Source organism: Jatrophihabitans endophyticus (assembly GCF_900129455.1).
Classification (GTDB): Bacteria; Actinomycetota; Actinomycetes; order Mycobacteriales; family Jatrophihabitantaceae; genus Jatrophihabitans; species Jatrophihabitans endophyticus.
Window position 1 is genome coordinate 190,519 of the sequence record NZ_FQVU01000005.1, and the last position, 14,997, is coordinate 205,515.

The 14,997-nt window shown below is 74.0% G+C and carries 14 protein-coding genes; 7 read left to right on the forward strand and 7 right to left on the reverse strand.

Going from position 1 to position 14,997, the window contains the following annotated elements:
• Window positions 1-28: 28 nt before the first annotated feature.
• Genes BUE29_RS17570 through BUE29_RS17580 form a run of 3 tightly spaced genes read right to left on the reverse strand, consistent with a single transcriptional unit; the run spans window position 29 to window position 3,325 of the window.
• Window positions 29-835, reverse strand: a complete 807-nt coding sequence (locus BUE29_RS17570; protein WP_084181347.1) for a 1,4-dihydroxy-6-naphtoate synthase — start codon at window positions 833-835, stop codon at window positions 29-31.
• A gap of 52 nt (window positions 836-887) precedes the next feature.
• Window positions 888-1,487 (reverse strand): futalosine hydrolase, encoded by a 600-nt coding sequence (locus BUE29_RS17575; protein WP_200800290.1) that lies wholly within the window; start codon window positions 1,485-1,487, stop codon window positions 888-890.
• Window positions 1,488-1,543: 56 nt separating this feature from the next.
• Window positions 1,544-3,325 (reverse strand): MFS transporter, encoded by a 1,782-nt coding sequence (locus tag BUE29_RS17580; protein ID WP_143168232.1) that lies wholly within the window; start codon window positions 3,323-3,325, stop codon window positions 1,544-1,546.
• 82 nt (window positions 3,326-3,407) lie between these two features.
• Here BUE29_RS17580 and BUE29_RS17585 point away from each other — a divergent pair, with 82 nt between their 5' ends.
• A complete protein-coding gene (locus tag BUE29_RS17585; RefSeq protein ID WP_073391738.1) occupies window positions 3,408-4,307 on the forward strand; it encodes a DUF3027 domain-containing protein in 900 nt (299 codons plus the stop codon).
• 6 nt (window positions 4,308-4,313) lie between these two features.
• Here the strand turns inward: BUE29_RS17585 and BUE29_RS17590 are convergent, their stop codons facing one another.
• Complete coding sequence (locus tag BUE29_RS17590) at window positions 4,314-4,553, reverse strand: DUF2530 domain-containing protein (protein WP_073391739.1); 240 nt, start codon at window positions 4,551-4,553, stop codon at window positions 4,314-4,316.
• 18 nt (window positions 4,554-4,571) lie between these two features.
• Here BUE29_RS17590 and BUE29_RS22595 point away from each other — a divergent pair, with 18 nt between their 5' ends.
• From BUE29_RS22595 to BUE29_RS17610, 4 genes are read left to right on the forward strand one after another with little or no spacing between them, the layout of a single operon-like run.
• The gene (locus BUE29_RS22595) at window positions 4,572-6,527 is read left to right on the forward strand and encodes a chorismate-binding protein (RefSeq protein WP_159440895.1); all 1,956 of its coding nucleotides are present in this window, start codon (window positions 4,572-4,574) and stop codon (window positions 6,525-6,527) included.
• A gap of 14 nt (window positions 6,528-6,541) precedes the next feature.
• Window positions 6,542-6,979, forward strand: a complete 438-nt coding sequence (locus BUE29_RS17600; RefSeq protein ID WP_143168233.1) for a MarR family winged helix-turn-helix transcriptional regulator — start codon at window positions 6,542-6,544, stop codon at window positions 6,977-6,979.
• Window positions 6,976-8,274, forward strand: coding sequence for an MFS transporter (locus BUE29_RS17605; protein WP_073391741.1), 1,299 nt, complete (start codon window positions 6,976-6,978; stop codon window positions 8,272-8,274). Before BUE29_RS17600 ends, BUE29_RS17605 begins: the two co-directional genes overlap by 4 nt.
• Before the next feature lie 11 nt (window positions 8,275-8,285).
• Window positions 8,286-9,068 (forward strand): TrmH family RNA methyltransferase, encoded by a 783-nt coding sequence (locus tag BUE29_RS17610; protein WP_073391742.1) that lies wholly within the window; start codon window positions 8,286-8,288, stop codon window positions 9,066-9,068.
• A gap of 72 nt (window positions 9,069-9,140) precedes the next feature.
• On the opposite strand, the gene BUE29_RS17615 is transcribed toward BUE29_RS17610, so the two are convergent.
• Complete coding sequence (locus tag BUE29_RS17615) at window positions 9,141-9,782, reverse strand: ABC transporter substrate-binding protein (protein WP_200800292.1); 642 nt, start codon at window positions 9,780-9,782, stop codon at window positions 9,141-9,143.
• A gap of 128 nt (window positions 9,783-9,910) precedes the next feature.
• Between BUE29_RS17615 and BUE29_RS17620 the strand changes: the two genes are divergently transcribed.
• Together BUE29_RS17620 and BUE29_RS17625 are read left to right on the forward strand one after the other, a co-directional pair.
• Window positions 9,911-10,915, forward strand: coding sequence for a YncE family protein (locus BUE29_RS17620; RefSeq protein ID WP_073391744.1), 1,005 nt, complete (start codon window positions 9,911-9,913; stop codon window positions 10,913-10,915).
• 63 nt (window positions 10,916-10,978) lie between these two features.
• Window positions 10,979-11,335, forward strand: a complete 357-nt coding sequence (locus BUE29_RS17625; RefSeq protein WP_073391745.1) for a hypothetical protein — start codon at window positions 10,979-10,981, stop codon at window positions 11,333-11,335.
• Window positions 11,336-11,354: 19 nt separating this feature from the next.
• Here BUE29_RS17625 and BUE29_RS17630 read toward each other — a convergent pair whose 3' ends face one another.
• Window positions 11,355-13,220 (reverse strand): ABC transporter ATP-binding protein, encoded by a 1,866-nt coding sequence (locus BUE29_RS17630; RefSeq protein ID WP_200800293.1) that lies wholly within the window; start codon window positions 13,218-13,220, stop codon window positions 11,355-11,357.
• Complete coding sequence (locus BUE29_RS17635; RefSeq protein ID WP_200800294.1) at window positions 13,217-14,992, reverse strand: ABC transporter ATP-binding protein; 1,776 nt, start codon at window positions 14,990-14,992, stop codon at window positions 13,217-13,219. Before BUE29_RS17635 ends, BUE29_RS17630 begins: the two co-directional genes overlap by 4 nt.
• Window positions 14,993-14,997 lie beyond the last annotated feature (5 nt).

Sequence of the window (14,997 nt, forward strand, 5' to 3'; positions counted from 1 at the left end):
ACCAGCGCGGCAGCATGCCCGCTGTTGCCTACAGTTCCAGCGCAGCGTTGCTTGGGACGAGGTTCTGCTCGTGGGCTCGTGACAGCAGCGCCCTGACGGCGGCGTGGCCCTCGTCGCCGAGGTCGCGGGTGAACTCGTTGACGTAGAGCGCGATGTGCTGGGCCTGCACGTCCGGGGACATCTCGTCCGCGTGCGCGGCCACGTACGCCGCCGACGCCGACGGGTCTGCCCAGGCGTGCTCCACCGACGCTCGGACGACGCGGGTCAGGGCGGCGGCGTCCAGCGAGCGACGCGCCAGGATCGCACCGAGCGGGATCGGCAACCCGGTGTCGGCCTCCCACCACGCGCCGAGGTCGGCCAGCGCGGTCAGCCCGAAGGACGGGTAGGTGAAGCGGGCCTCGTGGATCACGAGCCCCGCGTCGTACCGGCCGTCGCGCACCGCCGGCATGATCTCGGTGAACGGGACGACGTCGATGCGGGCGGGACGCTGCCCGACCGCCCACAGCCGGAACAGCAGGTAGGCCGTCGAGCGCTCGCTGGGCACCGCGACGGTCCGGCCGTCGAGGTCGGCGAGGTCGCCACGGGTCAGCACGAGCGGCCCGCAGCCGCGGCCCAGCGCCCCGCCGGTGGGCAGCAGCGTGTACTCGTCCAGCAGCCACGGCAACGCCGCGTACGACACCTTGACGACGTCGAACTCGCCGCGCTCGGCGGCGGTGTTGGTGACGTCGATGTCGGCGAACGTCACGTCGATCTCGGGGGCGTCGGGGACGAGACCGTGGGCCCAGGCGTGGAAGACGAACGTGTCGTTGGGGCAGGGGGAGTACGCGACCTTCATGGGAGCCACTTTCCGTGCGGTACCGGGTGCTGTCATGGGCGGGACGGTGTCGTCATGCGGTGGCCTCGGCGACGGCGCGGCCGAGGGCGGCGAGCGCGTCCTCGATCCGCCAGGCGGCGCGGTCCCGCGGGCCGACGGCGTTGCTGATCGTGCGGAGCTCGGCGAAGGGCACCCCGGCGTGCGTCGCCGCGATCGCCACGCCGGCACCCTCCATGGCCTCCGCGACCGCGTCGGGGTAGCGCCGGGCGAGCGCGGCTGCGCGCTCGGCCGTCCCGGTCACGGTGGCGACCGTCAGCACGGTGCCGAGGTGACCGCCGGTGCGGTCGGCGAGCTCGACCGCCAACTTGGCCGGCACCGGGTGCTCGGCGACGCCGAACCCGAGCTCGGCCATCGGCACGAAACCCTCGGCGGTGTCGGCACCGAGGTCGGCGAAGACGCTCGTGGTGGCCACCGCGATCGCACCGGGGGCCAGCGGCGCGAACCCGCCGCCGATGCCGGCGCTGACGACGAGGTCCGCACCGGTGACCAGCTCGCGGCCGGCGGTGGCCGCCGCGGCGGCCGGTCCGACGCCGCCGACGACGACCCGCACCGCGGCGCCGCGGGGCAGCGCCGCGCGGATCGCGGCGGCCTCGGCCTCGACCGCGGTGATCACCAGGACGTCCGTGTCGGCTCCCGTCGTCGTGGCGCGGCCGGGGTGCCGGCGCCGCGTCAGTCGCTGCTGCGAGGAACGACGCTACCGATGGAGCCCAGGCGCCCCTGGGGCCGGGAGGTCGCGCGACTGCGCAGCACCACGAGCCCGGCGACGAGACCGACCACGACGGCGGCGACGACGAGGGCCACCCGGCCGTCGGTGGTGTCGTTGCTGGGCAGGGCCACGCCCAGCGCTGCACCCAGCACCCACGCCAGCTGCAGGAAGGTCTCGGAGCGGGCGAACGCGCTGGAGCGCAGCGTCTCGAGGACGTCCTGCTGGATGAGGGCGTCCAGCGCGATCTTCGACAGCGCGTTCGTGACGGCCGACAGGAACATCGCGATGCAGGCGACCAGCACGCTGAACGTGATCGCCGCGAGGACGCAGACGACGGCGGCCACCACGGTGCAGACGACGATCGTGAGCTCGGGCTTGACCATTTTCAACCGCGTGCCGATCGCGGTGCCGACGAAGTTGCCGGCCCCCGCGCCGCCGACGACGCCGGCCAGTTGGACCACGCCCGTCAGGCCGTGGCTGGTGGACTCGACGTAGAACGCGAGGTAGATGGTCAGCATCCCCGAGAGCAGCCGCAGCACCGACTCGCCCTGCAGGGCGATCACCAGGTGCGGGTCGAAACCGCGTCGTGCCCAGGCCCGCAGCCGGTGCAGCGGTGGCACCTTTCCCTGGCGCCGCTGCCGCGCGGGCTCCTCGGGGTGGCGCGGCGCCTGCACCGCGGAGTCGACCTGCTTGGGGAGCTTGAATGCGAACCACGCGCACGCGGCGAAGGCGGCGGCGGTGACGATCAGGCCGGCGGTGTAGGAGCCGGTGACCTTGATGATCGCACCGACCGCGCCACCGAGGACGACGGTCGAGGCCAGCCCGAAGACGGTCAGCTTGGCGTTGGCCTCGGTGAGGGTCATGTTCGGCGGGACGAGCCGCGGTGTCGCCGCCGCCCGGACGACCGCGTACGCCTTGGACAGCACGAGCGAGCCGAGCGCGCACGGGTAGAGCACCAGCAGCTCGGTCGGATGCCCGGCCATGATCAGCGCGAGGACGGCGCGACCCACGGCCGTCCCGGCCATCGTCCAGCGGCGACCGTGCTGCAGCCGGTCGAGCGCCGGGCCGATGATCGGCGCCACCACCGCGAACGGCGCCATCGTGACGAGCAGGTAGAGCAGCACGTTGCCGCGTTGCGCGTCGGCCGACGCGCCGAAGAAGACCGTGCCGGCCAGGGCGACCGTGACCATGGCGTCGGTGCCGTAGCTGAGCACCTGGTTCCAGATCAGCGCGGTCAGCCCGGACTCGGCGGCGCCGTCGGAGCGACTCGCCGTGATGACCTTGCGCGTCACCGTCCGCGCGGCGCGGCCGGTTCCGGAGATCGTGGCCTTGCCGAGATTGAGCGCCGATCCGCCGACGGTCGGCGCGGACGCGACGCCGGGACGGCGGCGGGCGACGGTCTCGGCGTCGGCCGCACCGTCCTGCGCGGTGCCGCGGTGGTAGGTCGGGGCGCCGTAACCGGGCCGGCGTTCGGGCTGCCGGTCGTAGTCGTCGCGCCGGTAGTCGTCGCGCCGGTAGTCGTCGCGCCGGTAGTCGTCGCGCCGGTAGTCGTCGCGCCGGTAGTCGTCGCGCCGGTAGTCGTCGCGATACGGGTCGGGGATGCGTTCGGTCCGGTGGTCCGGCCGCGTGTCGTGGGGCTGCCGCTCGTCCGGCGCTGCCGCGGCGTCGGAGGACCGGGGGAGGTGCGTGGTGTGGCCCGAGCGCGAGAAGCGACCGCCCGGCCGGTCGTCCCTCCGCTTCGCCACGACGCCCATCCTGCCTCACCGGACGACCCGCGGCCGGGTGCGATGGTGCCGAGGGCAGGGTTTCCGCGACAATGGCGGCGTGATGAGCACCGAGCTGCCCGACACCGTGTCCCCGGGCGGGGACCAGGCCGACGACGACACCGCCGCGAGCCCCGCATCGCGCGTGTTCGCGCTGCCGGGCGCGCCCGACGCGACCCTCGTCGACGCGGTCGAGCTCGCCCGCGCGGCGGCGGTCGAGGTGGCCGGCGAGGACGTCGGCGAGCACCTCGGGGTCAAGCCGGAGGCCGAGCGGGTCGTCACCCACGCCTTCGCGGCGACGCTCCCCGGTTACGTCGGCTGGTACTGGGCGGTGACGATCGCGCGGGCCTCGCGCAGCCGCACCGCGACGGTCGACGAGGTCGTGCTGCTGCCCGGCGACGCCGCGCTGCGGGCGCCGACCTGGGTGCCGTGGCACGAGCGGGTGCGGCCCGGCGACCTCAGCCCCGGGGAGCTGCTGCCCACGACCGACGACGACGTGCGGCTCGTCCCCGCCTACACGCTCTCGGACGACCCCCAGGTCGACGACGTCGCATTCGAGCTCGGTGTCGGTCGCGACCAGGTCATGTCCCGCGACGGACGCGAGCTCGCCGCCGAGCGCTGGTACACCGGCGACCGCGGGCCCGACACCGCGATGGCGCGGCAGGCGCCGGGCCACTGCGGGACGTGCGGCTTCTTCCTCGCCCTCGCCGGCTCGTTGTCGGCCGGGTTCGGCGTGTGCGGCAACGAGGTCACCGACAGCGACGGGCAGGTCGTGAGCGTCGAGTACGGCTGCGGCGCGCACTCGACGACGCGATCGAGCGGCACGCCGCTGGGCGAGCACGGCGAGGTCGTCTACGACGACGGCGACGAGGTCAGCCTCGAGCCGCGCGGGGCGATCGACGGGACACCGGCGCGACCCGCGCTCGAGGCCGGACCGCACGCCGAGGTGAGCGCCGAGTCGTGACGCCGCTCAGATCGTGCGCCCCATCGCCCGGTGGCGGCTCATGATCGACCAGCCCAGCAGACCGAGCAGCCAGCCCGCGAGGCAGGTCCACAGCCAGCTGCGGTGGTCGTGGCGCCCGAGCCAGCCCCAGAACGGCACCAGCACGACGAAGGCGACGAACCACAGGGCGGTGCCGACGGCGACGATGCGCCGCGCGTTCATCTGCACCGGCGGCGGGACGACGAGCCGGCGCCGCTGCTGCCCCATGCCGGCGAGCGTACCGGCGTGACGTCCGGGCGGGCCCGGGCCGTGCGGGTCCCGCTGGGCGCGGGACCCGCACCGGACGAGCTCGTCCGGCGCGCGGCGGGCTGGCCCGGTCTCGCCGCGCTGACCGGTGACTGGCTCGGCGACGGCGCGATCGTCGCGGCCGAACCGGTCCGCACGACCGACGACCTGGCCGAGGTCGCCGTCGTCCCCGCCGTCGGCCAGGCGCCCCCCGGTTTCGTCGGCGGCGGCTGGTTCGGCGGCATCGACTACGACGGCACGGCTCGCTTCGGGTTCCACGACCACGTGCTGCGTCACCGCGACCGGCAGTGGGTGTTCGAGGCGCTGTGGCGCGACGACCGCGACGCCGTGCTCCAGCTCGCGCTCGACCGGTGGCGCCGGCTGCTGACGGCGCGGCCCCGCCGCGCGCCGTGGACGCTCGGCCCGGTGTCCGTCCCCGACCGGTCGGCGCATCTGGCCGCCGTCGAGCGTGCCGTGGAGCTCATCCGGGCCGGCGAGCTGTACCAGGTCAACGTGTGCACCCGGCTCCGCGCACCGTTCGCCGGCAGCGCGGTCGGCTTCTACGCCGATCTCGTGGCGGCGCTGCGGCCCGCCCGTGGCGCGCTGCTCACCGACGGGAGGCGAACCCTCGTCGGCGTCAGCCCGGAGCTGTTCCTGGCGATCGACGGCGACACGGTCCGGACCTCGCCGATCAAGGGCACGCTGCCGCGCATCGGGAGCGGGGACGTGGCCGACGGCAACGACCGCAGGCTGCGCGCCTCGACGAAGGACGCGGCCGAGAACGTGATGATCGTCGACCTCGTGCGCAACGACCTCGGCCGGGTCTGCGAGATCGGCAGCGTGCGGGTCGACGCGCTGCTCGACGTCGAGGCCCATCCGGGCGTGTGGCACCTGGTGTCCACCGTCAGCGGCACGCTGCGTCCGGACGTCGGGGTGCGGGGGCTGCTGGGCGCGGCCTTCCCGCCCGGGTCGGTCACCGGCGCGCCCAAGCTGCGGGCGCTGAGCGCCGTCGCCGAGCTGGAGGCGGTGCCGCGCGGCGCGTACACGGGCGCGGCGGGCGTCGTCACCGCCAGCGGGCGCAGCCAGTTCGCGGTGACCATACGGACCTTCGAGATCGCCGACGGCCGGGCCGAGCTCGGTGTCGGGGGCGGGATCACCGCCGACAGCGTGCCCATGCTGGAGTGGCGCGAGTGCCGCACCAAGGCGGCGCCGCTGCTGCGCGTCGGTCGGTCCGCGCTGCCGCCCGAACCCGTCCCGGTCGCGCCGGCCGAGCTCGCGCTGCTCGAGACCGTCCTCGCCGTGGGCGGGGTGCCGGTACGCCTCGCCGACCACCTGGCCCGCCTCGACCGGTCGGCGCGCGAGCTGACCGGCCAGGGGGTGCCGGCCGGCGCGCAGCGCCAGGTCCGGCGCGCCGCGGCCTCGCCGCGGACGGCGCGGGCCGCCCTGCGCATCGTCCTGCGCGACGGCGAGCTCGCGGTGACCGCTGCGTCGCTCGGCCCGCCGCCCGGGCCCAGCGCCGCGGTGGTGTGCCACCGGCCCGCCGGGCTGTGGCGGCACAAGTGGGCCGACCGCTCGCCGCTCGCCGCCGCCGAGGAGCAGTGCGCGCCGGCCGTTCCGCTGTTCGTCGCCGCGGACGGCACGGTGCTGGAGACCGCCCGCGGCAACGTCTTCCTCGTCCGCGAGGACGGTGGCCTGGTGACCGCGCCGCTGCGCGACGACCTGCTGCCGGGGGTGACGCGGCGCGCCGTGCTCGACCTCGCCCGCGACACCGGACTGCCGACCGAGCTGCGCGAGTTCACCGTGGCCGAGCTCGTGGCGCGGCCCGCGTTCTGGACGTCCAGCCTGAGCGGGGCCGTCGCGATCCGCAGCGTGGACGGGCAGGTGCTGCCCGACGCCCAACCCCTCGTCGCGGGTCTCGCGCAGGCACTGCTCGGTGGCAATGCCCTTGGTCGTTAGCTAGACTAACTATCGTGACAGCGGCGACGAGGACGACGATCGCCGAGCTCGCGTCCCAGTTGCGGCCGGCGCTGCTGCGCCTCACCCGGCAGGTGCGCCAGCAGCGCGTGGACACCTCGGTCACGCTCACCCACCTGTCGGCGATGTTCACCCTCGGCGCGCGCGGTCCGATGAGCGCCGGCGACCTCGCGGCGTGCGAGAAGGTGCAGCCGCCGTCGATGACGAAGGTGATCGCCGGCCTCGAGGACCGCGGTCTGGTCGCGCGGACGCCGCACCCCACCGACGGCCGCCAGGTCATCATCTCCATCACCGACCGCGGCCTGACTCTGCTCGACTCGGAGAAGCAGTCCCGCGACGCGTGGCTCACCCGGCAGCTGGCCGCACTCACCCCCGAGGAGCGCGCGCAGGTGCAGCGCATCATCCCGATCCTGGAAAAGTTGGCGCAGCAGTGACGGCGCTCGCGTCGCGAGCCGCGACGTCCGAGCGCCCCTCCCCGTCGGCCGGCATGTTCCGCTCGCTGCGGGTCCGCAACTACCGGCTGTACGCGTCGGGCCAGCTCGTCTCGCTGACCGGCACCTGGATGCAGCGCGTCGCGCAGGACTGGCTCGTCCTGCAGCTGACCGACTCGGGCACCGCGCTCGGCATCGTCACCGCGCTGCAGTTCGGCCCGCAGCTGCTGCTCGGACTCTGGGGCGGCATCCTCGCCGATCGCAGTGACAAGCGTCGGCTGCTGCTGGTCACGCAGACCGCGCTGGCCGGTGTCGCGTTGCTGCTCGGCCTGCTCGACGTCTCCGGCGTCGTCGCCTACTGGCACGTGCTCGTGCTCGCCACCGCCCTCGGCGTGATCACCGCGGTCGACACCCCCGTGCGGCAGTCCTTCGTCATCGAGATGGTGGGCAAGGACGAGCTGACGAACGCGGTCGCCATCAACTCCACGATCTTCAACACCGGTCGCATCCTCGGGCCGGTCGTCGCCGGTGCCCTGATCGCGGCGGTGGGCACCGGCTGGGCCTTCCTGGCCAACGCGGTGTCCAGCGGCGCCGTCCTCGCCGGGCTGGCCCTCATGCGCACCGCCGAGCTGCATCCCGCGCCGATGGTCCGCCGCGCGCGGGGGCAGCTGCGGGAGGGGTTGTCGTACGTGCGCGGGCGTCGCGACCTCGTCCTCACGATGGTGCTCGTGTTCGTGATCGGCACCTTCGGGCTGAACTTCGCGATCACCTGCGCTCTCATGGCCAAGCAGGTGTTCCACCAGGGGGCGAGCGGCTACGGCCTGCTCTCGACCGCGCTCGCCGTGGGCGCGTTCTGTGGCGCGGTCGCCGCCACGCGCCGCACCCGGCGGCCGTCGGCGCTGTTCCTGCTCACCGCGGGCGGGGTCTTCAGCGTGGCCGAGATCGTGGCCGGCGTGATGCCGACCTTCTGGTGGACGGCCGCCGCGCTCGTGCCCACCGGGCTCGCGATGCTCTCGGTGACCACGGCGGCCAACTCGCACGTCCAGCTGGGCGTCACCCCGACCATGCGGGGCCGGGTCATGTCGCTGTACCTGGTGTGCTTCCTCGGCGGGACGCCCTTCGGTGCGCCGCTGGTCGGCTGGCTCGCCGGGGTCGCCGGGCCGCGCTGGGGCATGGTGGGCGGCGGTCTGGTGTGCCTCGTCTGCGTGGCCGCCCTGGCGCTCAACGTCGCACGGCGCCGGGGGATGCACGCCGGTGACGTCGCCGAGCTCGTGCAGTCGCGGCTGCGCGCCGCCTGACCGGTCACGCGATGGACGTCGAGTCGATCACCGACGCCGCCGACCCCCGCCTCGACGACTTCCGCGACCTCACCGACGCCGACGTCCGGCCCGACCGGCGCGGCATCGTGATCGCCGAGGGTGTGAACGTCGTGGAACGGATGGTCGGCTCGCCCTACCGGATGCGCGCGGTCGTCGGCGTCGCCTCGCGCCTCGACGCCCTGCGTCCCGCCCTCGCACAGCGGGACGCCCCCGCGTACGCGGTCGACAAGTGGCTGCTGTCCGAGGTCGTCGGGTTCCGCGTCACCCGCGGCGTGCTTGCGTCGGCCGACCGGCCGCCGGCACTCGACGCGGCCGAGCTGGTCGCGGCGGCGCGGCGGATCGCCGTCCTCGAAGGGCTCAACGACTTCGAGAACCTCGGGTCGCTGTTCCGCAACGCCGCGGCGTTCGGGGTGGACGCCGTGCTGCTCGACCCGACGTGCGCCGATCCGCTGTACCGCCGCAGCGTCCGCGTCTCGATGGGGCACGTCCTGCGCATCCCGTTCGCGGTGCTGCCGGGGGCCTGGCCCGGGGCGCTCGACCTGCTGCGCGGGCACGGCGTCACGACTCTCGCGCTCACCCCGCGCGGCGAGCGGCCGCTGCGGGAGCTGGCGGCGCCCGACCGGTGGGCGGTGCTGCTCGGCGCTGAGGGGCCGGGGCTCGCCGCGGCCACGCTGGCCGCCGCCGACGAGCGGGTGCGCATCCCGATGGTGGCCGGCGTCGACTCGCTCAACGTGGCCACCGCGGCGGCGGTGGCATTTGCGCAACTCTGCTGATAATCCCTGCGCACAGCGAAACGGGCGGTCACGGGATTTCTCCCGTGACCGCCCGTCCGCGGTGGGGACCGCCTACTTGCCGGTGGCGCGGATGATCGCGGTGCCGATCTCCGTACCGGTCTTCGACCCGCCCTTGAGGACGTTGATCTTGAAGGTCTGGTTCAGCAGATCGGCGGCTGCCTGCGACAGGTAGATCGTGGTGCCCTTGAGGGTCGCCACGCCGCTCTTGCTGATCGTCGGCGTCTGCAGCGTGCTGCCGTCGAGGTCGAAGAGCTTCGCGTCCTTCACGACGCTCTTGCCGTTGGCGCTGACGTCACCGGTGAGCTTGGAGTTGTTGCCCGGGTCGACGGTGAAGTTCGTCAGCTCGACCTTGATGCCGCCCGCGGTCAGCGAGAGGCCGCTGCCCTGGTGCTCGATCGTGCCCTGCACGTAGGGCTTGACGTCGCCCTTCTTGTAGATCGTGGCGTTGCCGCCGGTGATCGGGAAGGCGAAGCCCTCGCTCGTCATCTTGGCGTTGCCGACCAAGCCCGGCGTCACCTTGAGCTGGGTCAGCGCATCGGTGAAGCTCTTGGCGGGGACGACCGTCGTGGTCTGCCCGGTCAGGGTCTTGAACTGACCCTGCGGCTTGGGGTCGCCGCTGTCGCTGTCGCTCCCGCAGGCGGCCATGGTGGCCGCCAGGCCGACGGCGGCCGTTCCGGCAAGGACCTTGTTCATCGCACGCATCGTTGGTGTCTCCTTCACTCGTGGTCTCGGAAGGGGATTCGGTGTGCGCGCACGTCGCGGTTCCATCCGAATCTTGGAAGATGGTGATGCGCGCTACTCGGGCGGGGCAGGCTGGCGACATGACCCCACGGCGCCGCCGCGCATGGCTGCTGATCGCCCCGTTCTCGGCGGTTCTCGTCGCAGCCGCCTGCGGGAGCGACGCCGGTCACCGGGGCCCCAAGGCCGCCGAGCCCGCGACCGCGCCGGTGCCGTCGACCGAACCGGTCGGCCGCATCGCGAAGGTCGGTGCCCGGCCCGAGGGGATCGTGTACGACGCGCGAACCCGACTGCTCGCCGTCGCCGTGCGCGCGCCGGACCGGTTGCTGCTGCTCGACCCGCGCACCCTCGCGCCGCGGCGCAGCGTCGCCCTGCCCGGCGGCGTGCGCCACCTGCAGCTCGGCCGCCCGGGCGGTCCGGTGCTGGTGCCGGTGGAGAGCGCGGCCCGGATCGTGCAGGTCTCGCTGCCGGGCGGGGCAACCCGCTCGACCGCGGTCAGGAAGCAACCGCACGACGCCGCGGAGGCGACGAACGGCGACGTCGTCGTCGGCAACGAGTTCGGCCGGTCGATCTCGGTCATCCACGACGGGGTCGTGGTCCGGACGTTCGCCGACCTGCGGCAGCCCGGCGGGGTCGTCGCCGCCGCGGACGACGTCGTCGGGGTCGTCGACGTCGGGGCCTTCACCCTCTCGACCTACGACCTCGACGCGGGGCGGCGCACCGGCCGCGTCGCCGCCGGTGCCGGGCCGACCCACGGCGTCCTCGTCGGTGGGGACCGGATCGCGGTCACCGACACACGAGGCGACCGCCTGCTCGTCTTCTCGCTGCATCCGCTGCGGCAGGTCGGGACGCTCGCACTGGGCGGGGCCCCGTACGGCATCGCGACCGACTCCGACACCGGCCTCGTGTGGGTGACGCTCACCGCCCGCAACGAGGTGGTGGGGCTCGCCGTCTCCGGCGACGTGCCGCGCGTCGTGGCGCGCTATCCGACGGTGCGCCAGCCGAACACCGTGGCCGTCGCACCGGGGTCGCAGCGCCTGTGGGTCACCGGGACGGCCGGCGGCGTCGTCCAGCTCATCACCCGCTGAGCGTCCGCATCGCGTTCGCTGTGAACGGCCCCGGATCGGGCGCGGCGGGGGGAGGATCGGGTCATGAACAGCCTGCGGCTCACCACCTCCGACGGCGTCGTCGTGCGCGAGCCCGACCGCGCCGGACTCCGCGCGACCGTCGAGGCCGCGGCCCACGCCGGGTGCGGCGCGTTCGTCGTCCTCGACGGCGACACCGCGGGCGACGCGCCCTTCCTGCAGGCCGTCCACCTCGGCCACGGCCGCTGGCAGGTGGAGGTCTGGCGGGTCGCCGCCCGCTCCTCGGCCGAGCACTACCGCACCACGGTGCCCGACACCGACACCGTGGTCGCGGTGTTCTGGTCCTGGGCGGACGGCGGTGACGACTGGCAGTACCTGCGCTGGGAGCCGCTCACGACGAGCCCGCTCGCGGCGGCCGGCTGACGCTCGCGACCGACGACGCTCAGACCAGCGAGTCGCGCCAGGACGTGTGCAGCTCGGCGAAGTGTCCCTCGCCGGCGGCGACGAGATCCTGCGGTGCGCCGTCCTCGACGATGCGGCCGTCGGCCAGCACGAGAACGCGGTCGGCGATCTCGACCGTCGACAAGCGGTGGGCGATGATCAGCGCCGTCCGGGACGCGAGCACCGTGCGCAGCGCCTGCTGCACCGCGCGCTCCGTGGGCACGTCCAGCGACGACGTCGCCTCGTCCAGGATCAGCACGGCCGGGTCGGCGAGGAACGCGCGGGCGAACGCCACGAGCTGGCGCTGCCCCGCGGACAACCGGCCGCCCCGCTTGCGTACGTCGGTGTCGTAGCCCTCGGGCAGCGACTCGACGAATGCGTGCGCCCCCACCGCCTTCGCGGCGGCGACGACCTCGTCGCGGGTGGCGCCGAGCCGGCCGAAGGCGATGTTGTCGGCGACGGAGCCGGAGAACAGGAAGCCGTCCTGCGTGATCATCACGACGGCCCGTCGCAGCTCGGCGTCGGCGACGTCGCGCAGGTCGACGCCGTCGAGGCCGACCCGACCGGCGGTGGGGTCGTAGAAGCGCGAGACCAGCTTGGCGATGGTGGTCTTCCCCGCGCCGGTCGCGCCCACGAGCGCGACGGTCTGGCCGGCGGGGACGGTCAGCTCGAGGCGGTGCAGGACGGGCCGGGCGGCGTCGTAGCCGAACTCGACACGGTCGAAGTCGATCGCCCCGCCGACCGGACGGGGCAGCGCCACCGGCTCGTCGGGTTCGGGGACGCTCGGCCGTTCGGCCAGCACGGCCGCGATCTTCGCCATGGCCGCGGTCGCCGACTGCAGCGAGTTGTAGAAGACGCCGACGTCCTCCATCGGGTCGTAGAACTGGCGCAGGTAGAGCAGGAAGGAGGTGAGGACACCCAGCTCGAGGCCGCCGTGGGCGACGCGGAACCCGCCGACGAGCAGGATCGCGACGGTGGCGACGTTGCCGATGAGGGCGGTGCCCGGGATGAACCACGCCTGCAGCCGGAAGGTCTCCTTGTTCGCCTCGCGGTAGTCGCCGTTGAGCCGGGCGAAGATGGCGTCGTTGCGCTTCTCGCGGCGGAAGGCCTGGACGGCGCGGATGCCGTTGAACGTCTCGACGATCTCGACGATCATCGTCGCCACCTTCTCGCGGGTGCCCCGGAACGCCTCCGCGGCCCGGGGCGAGAACCAGCGGTAGAGCAGCACGAGCGGCAGCAGCGAGGCCAGCGCCAGCAGGCCGAGCGGCACGTCGAGGAACAACAGCAGCACCGCGATCGCCACGCTGTTGAACAGGGCGGTGAGCAGGCCGTCCAGCCCGCTGTCGAGCAGCTCGGTGAGGGTGTCGACGTCGGAGGTCAGCCGGGAGATGACCCGCCCCGAGGTGAACCGCTCGTGGAAGGCAACCGACAGGCTCTGGACGTGGTCGAACCCGCGACGCCGCAGGTCGAACAGGATGGCCTGGCCGACGCGGCCGCTACGCACGACGAAGACGGCACGCAGCGTGCCCGACAGCAACGCCGACACCACGAGCGCGGCGCCCACCACGGTCAGCGACGTGTAGTCGCCGCGGCGGGCGGCCGGCAGCGAGTCGTCGATGGCGACCCCGATGAGCCACGGCGCGGCCATGGTCGCCGCGACCTGGGCGAGGGCGACGAGCAGCACGGCGGCGATCTGGCGGCGGTAGGGGCGGACCAGCTCGCGCAGCAGCGTGCGTCCGGCCGCGTGCAGCTGCAGGCCGGTGCCCGCGGTGACGGCGTCGTCGGCCCGCACCTGTGCGTCGGTCTCGGGCGTCAGCCGGCCGTGCCAGCCGTCCTGCTCCGGCGCGGGCGGGGCGGGCGCGCTCACGGTGACACCTCCTCGAGCTCGGCGGACTGCGCCAGCAGCCGCCGGTAGGCGGGGGTCGTCTCGAGCAGCTCGCGGTGGGTGCCGACCGCGGCGATGCGTCCGTCGGCGAGCAGCGCCACGCGGTCGGCGAGCAGGACGGTGGAGGCGCGGTGCGCCACGACGAGCGCGGTCGTGCCGGCCAGCACGCGGCGCAGCGCCGCCTCGACCTGCGCCTCGGTCTGGACGTCGAGGGCGGACAGCGGGTCGTCGAGGACGAGGACGCGGGGCCGCCCCAGCACCGCCCGGGCCAGGGCGAGGCGCTGCCGCTGGCCGCCGGACAGCGACAGGCCCTGCTCGCCGATGCGGGTGTCGAGACCGAAGGGCAGCTCGTGGACGAAGTCGGCGCGCGCGACCTCGACCGCCTCGCGCACGTCGTCCTCGGTGATGCCGGCCCGGCCGAGGGTGAGGTTCTCGCGCACGCTCGCCGAGAACAGCGTGGCGTCCTCGAAGGCCGTGGTGACCGCGTGCCGCAGCTGGTCCAGGCGCAGGTCGCGGACGTCGACCCCGCCGATCGTGATGCGGCCGCCGGTGACGTCGTAGAGCCGCGGGACGAGCGCGGTCATCGTCGTCTTGCCCGAGCCGACCGCGCCGACGAGCGCCATGGTCTCGCCCGGCGCGATGTCGAGGTCGACGCCGGCGAGCACGTCGTCCTGCGCGTCGGCGAAGCGGAACGACACGTTCTCGAAGCGCAGCGCGGTGCCGTTCTCGGCCGTCGCCGGCCGGGCCGGGTCGAGGATCGTGGGCTCGGTGTCGAGCACCTCGAAGATGCGCCGGCACGCGCTCGCGCTCTCCTCGGTCAGGGCGAGCAGCCAGCCGAGCATGATGATCGGCCACACCAGCTGCAGGAACAGCGACACGAAGGCCACCAGGTCGCCGACGCTCAGCGAACCGTGCGCGGTGGCATAGACACCGCCGATGGTGACGACGGCGAGGACGAGCTGCGGCAGCCCCTCGAGCAGGGCCCAGAAGTAGCCGAGCGTGCGGATCTTGGTCAGCTCGGCGCCGCGCAGCCGGGTGACGTCGCGGGTGAAGCCGGCGAGGACGTGGGGCCGGCGGCCGAACGCCTTGATGACGCGGATGCCGAGGGCGGACTCCTCGACGGCGGTGGCGACGTCGCCGGTGAGGTCCTGCGCCCGCCGCGCGTCGCGGCTGTAGCGCAGTTCGAAGCGGCGGGTGCCGATCAGCAGCGGCACCATCGACACCAGCACCACGAGGCCGAGCAGCAGGTGGATGTGGATCAGCAACGCCAGCATGACCGCGATCGTCAGCAGGTCGGCGACCATGAAGACCGCGGCCAGGCCGATGAACCGGCGCAGCGTCGACAGGTCGGTGGTGAGCCGCGAGAGCAGCTGACCCGAGGCCCAGCGGTCGTGGAAGGACACCGGCAGCCGTTGCACGTGGGCGAACAGGTCACGACGCAGGTCGGTCTCGACGCCGAGCGCGGCACTGGCCATGGCCCAGCGGCGCACGAAGAACAGCGCCGACTCGGCGACCCCGAAGAGCAGCGCGAGGCCGCTGAGCGCCCACAATCCGGCGGTGTCGCGCTCGCGGATCGGGCCGTCGACCACGGCGCCGGTCACGAGCGGGATCACCGCCTGCGAGAGCATCGCGCCGGTGGCCGCGACGAACATGACGGTGATGGCGCGGCGATGCGGCCGGGCCCAGCGGCGCAGCCGCAGCAGGGTGTGCAGGGTGCTCGCGTCGGCGGTTCCGGGCCTCCGCGCGCTGGTCACGATGA

Excerpts from the sequence above, each read along its gene's own strand:
- BUE29_RS17570 (WP_084181347.1), bottom strand. The coding sequence starts at position 835 with ATGAAGGTCGCGTACTCCCCCTGCCCCAACGACACGTTCGTCTTCCAC.
- BUE29_RS17585 (WP_073391738.1), top strand. The coding sequence starts at position 3,408 with ATGAGCACCGAGCTGCCCGACACCGTGTCCCCGGGCGGGGACCAGGCC.
- BUE29_RS17590 (WP_073391739.1), bottom strand. The coding sequence starts at position 4,553 with ATGGGGCAGCAGCGGCGCCGGCTCGTCGTCCCGCCGCCGGTGCAGATG.
- BUE29_RS17610 (WP_073391742.1), top strand. The coding sequence starts at position 8,286 with ATGGACGTCGAGTCGATCACCGACGCCGCCGACCCCCGCCTCGACGAC.
- BUE29_RS17615 (WP_200800292.1), bottom strand. The coding sequence starts at position 9,782 with ATGAACAAGGTCCTTGCCGGAACGGCCGCCGTCGGCCTGGCGGCCACC.
- BUE29_RS17620 (WP_073391744.1), top strand. The coding sequence starts at position 9,911 with ATGACCCCACGGCGCCGCCGCGCATGGCTGCTGATCGCCCCGTTCTCG.
- BUE29_RS17625 (WP_073391745.1), top strand. The coding sequence starts at position 10,979 with ATGAACAGCCTGCGGCTCACCACCTCCGACGGCGTCGTCGTGCGCGAG.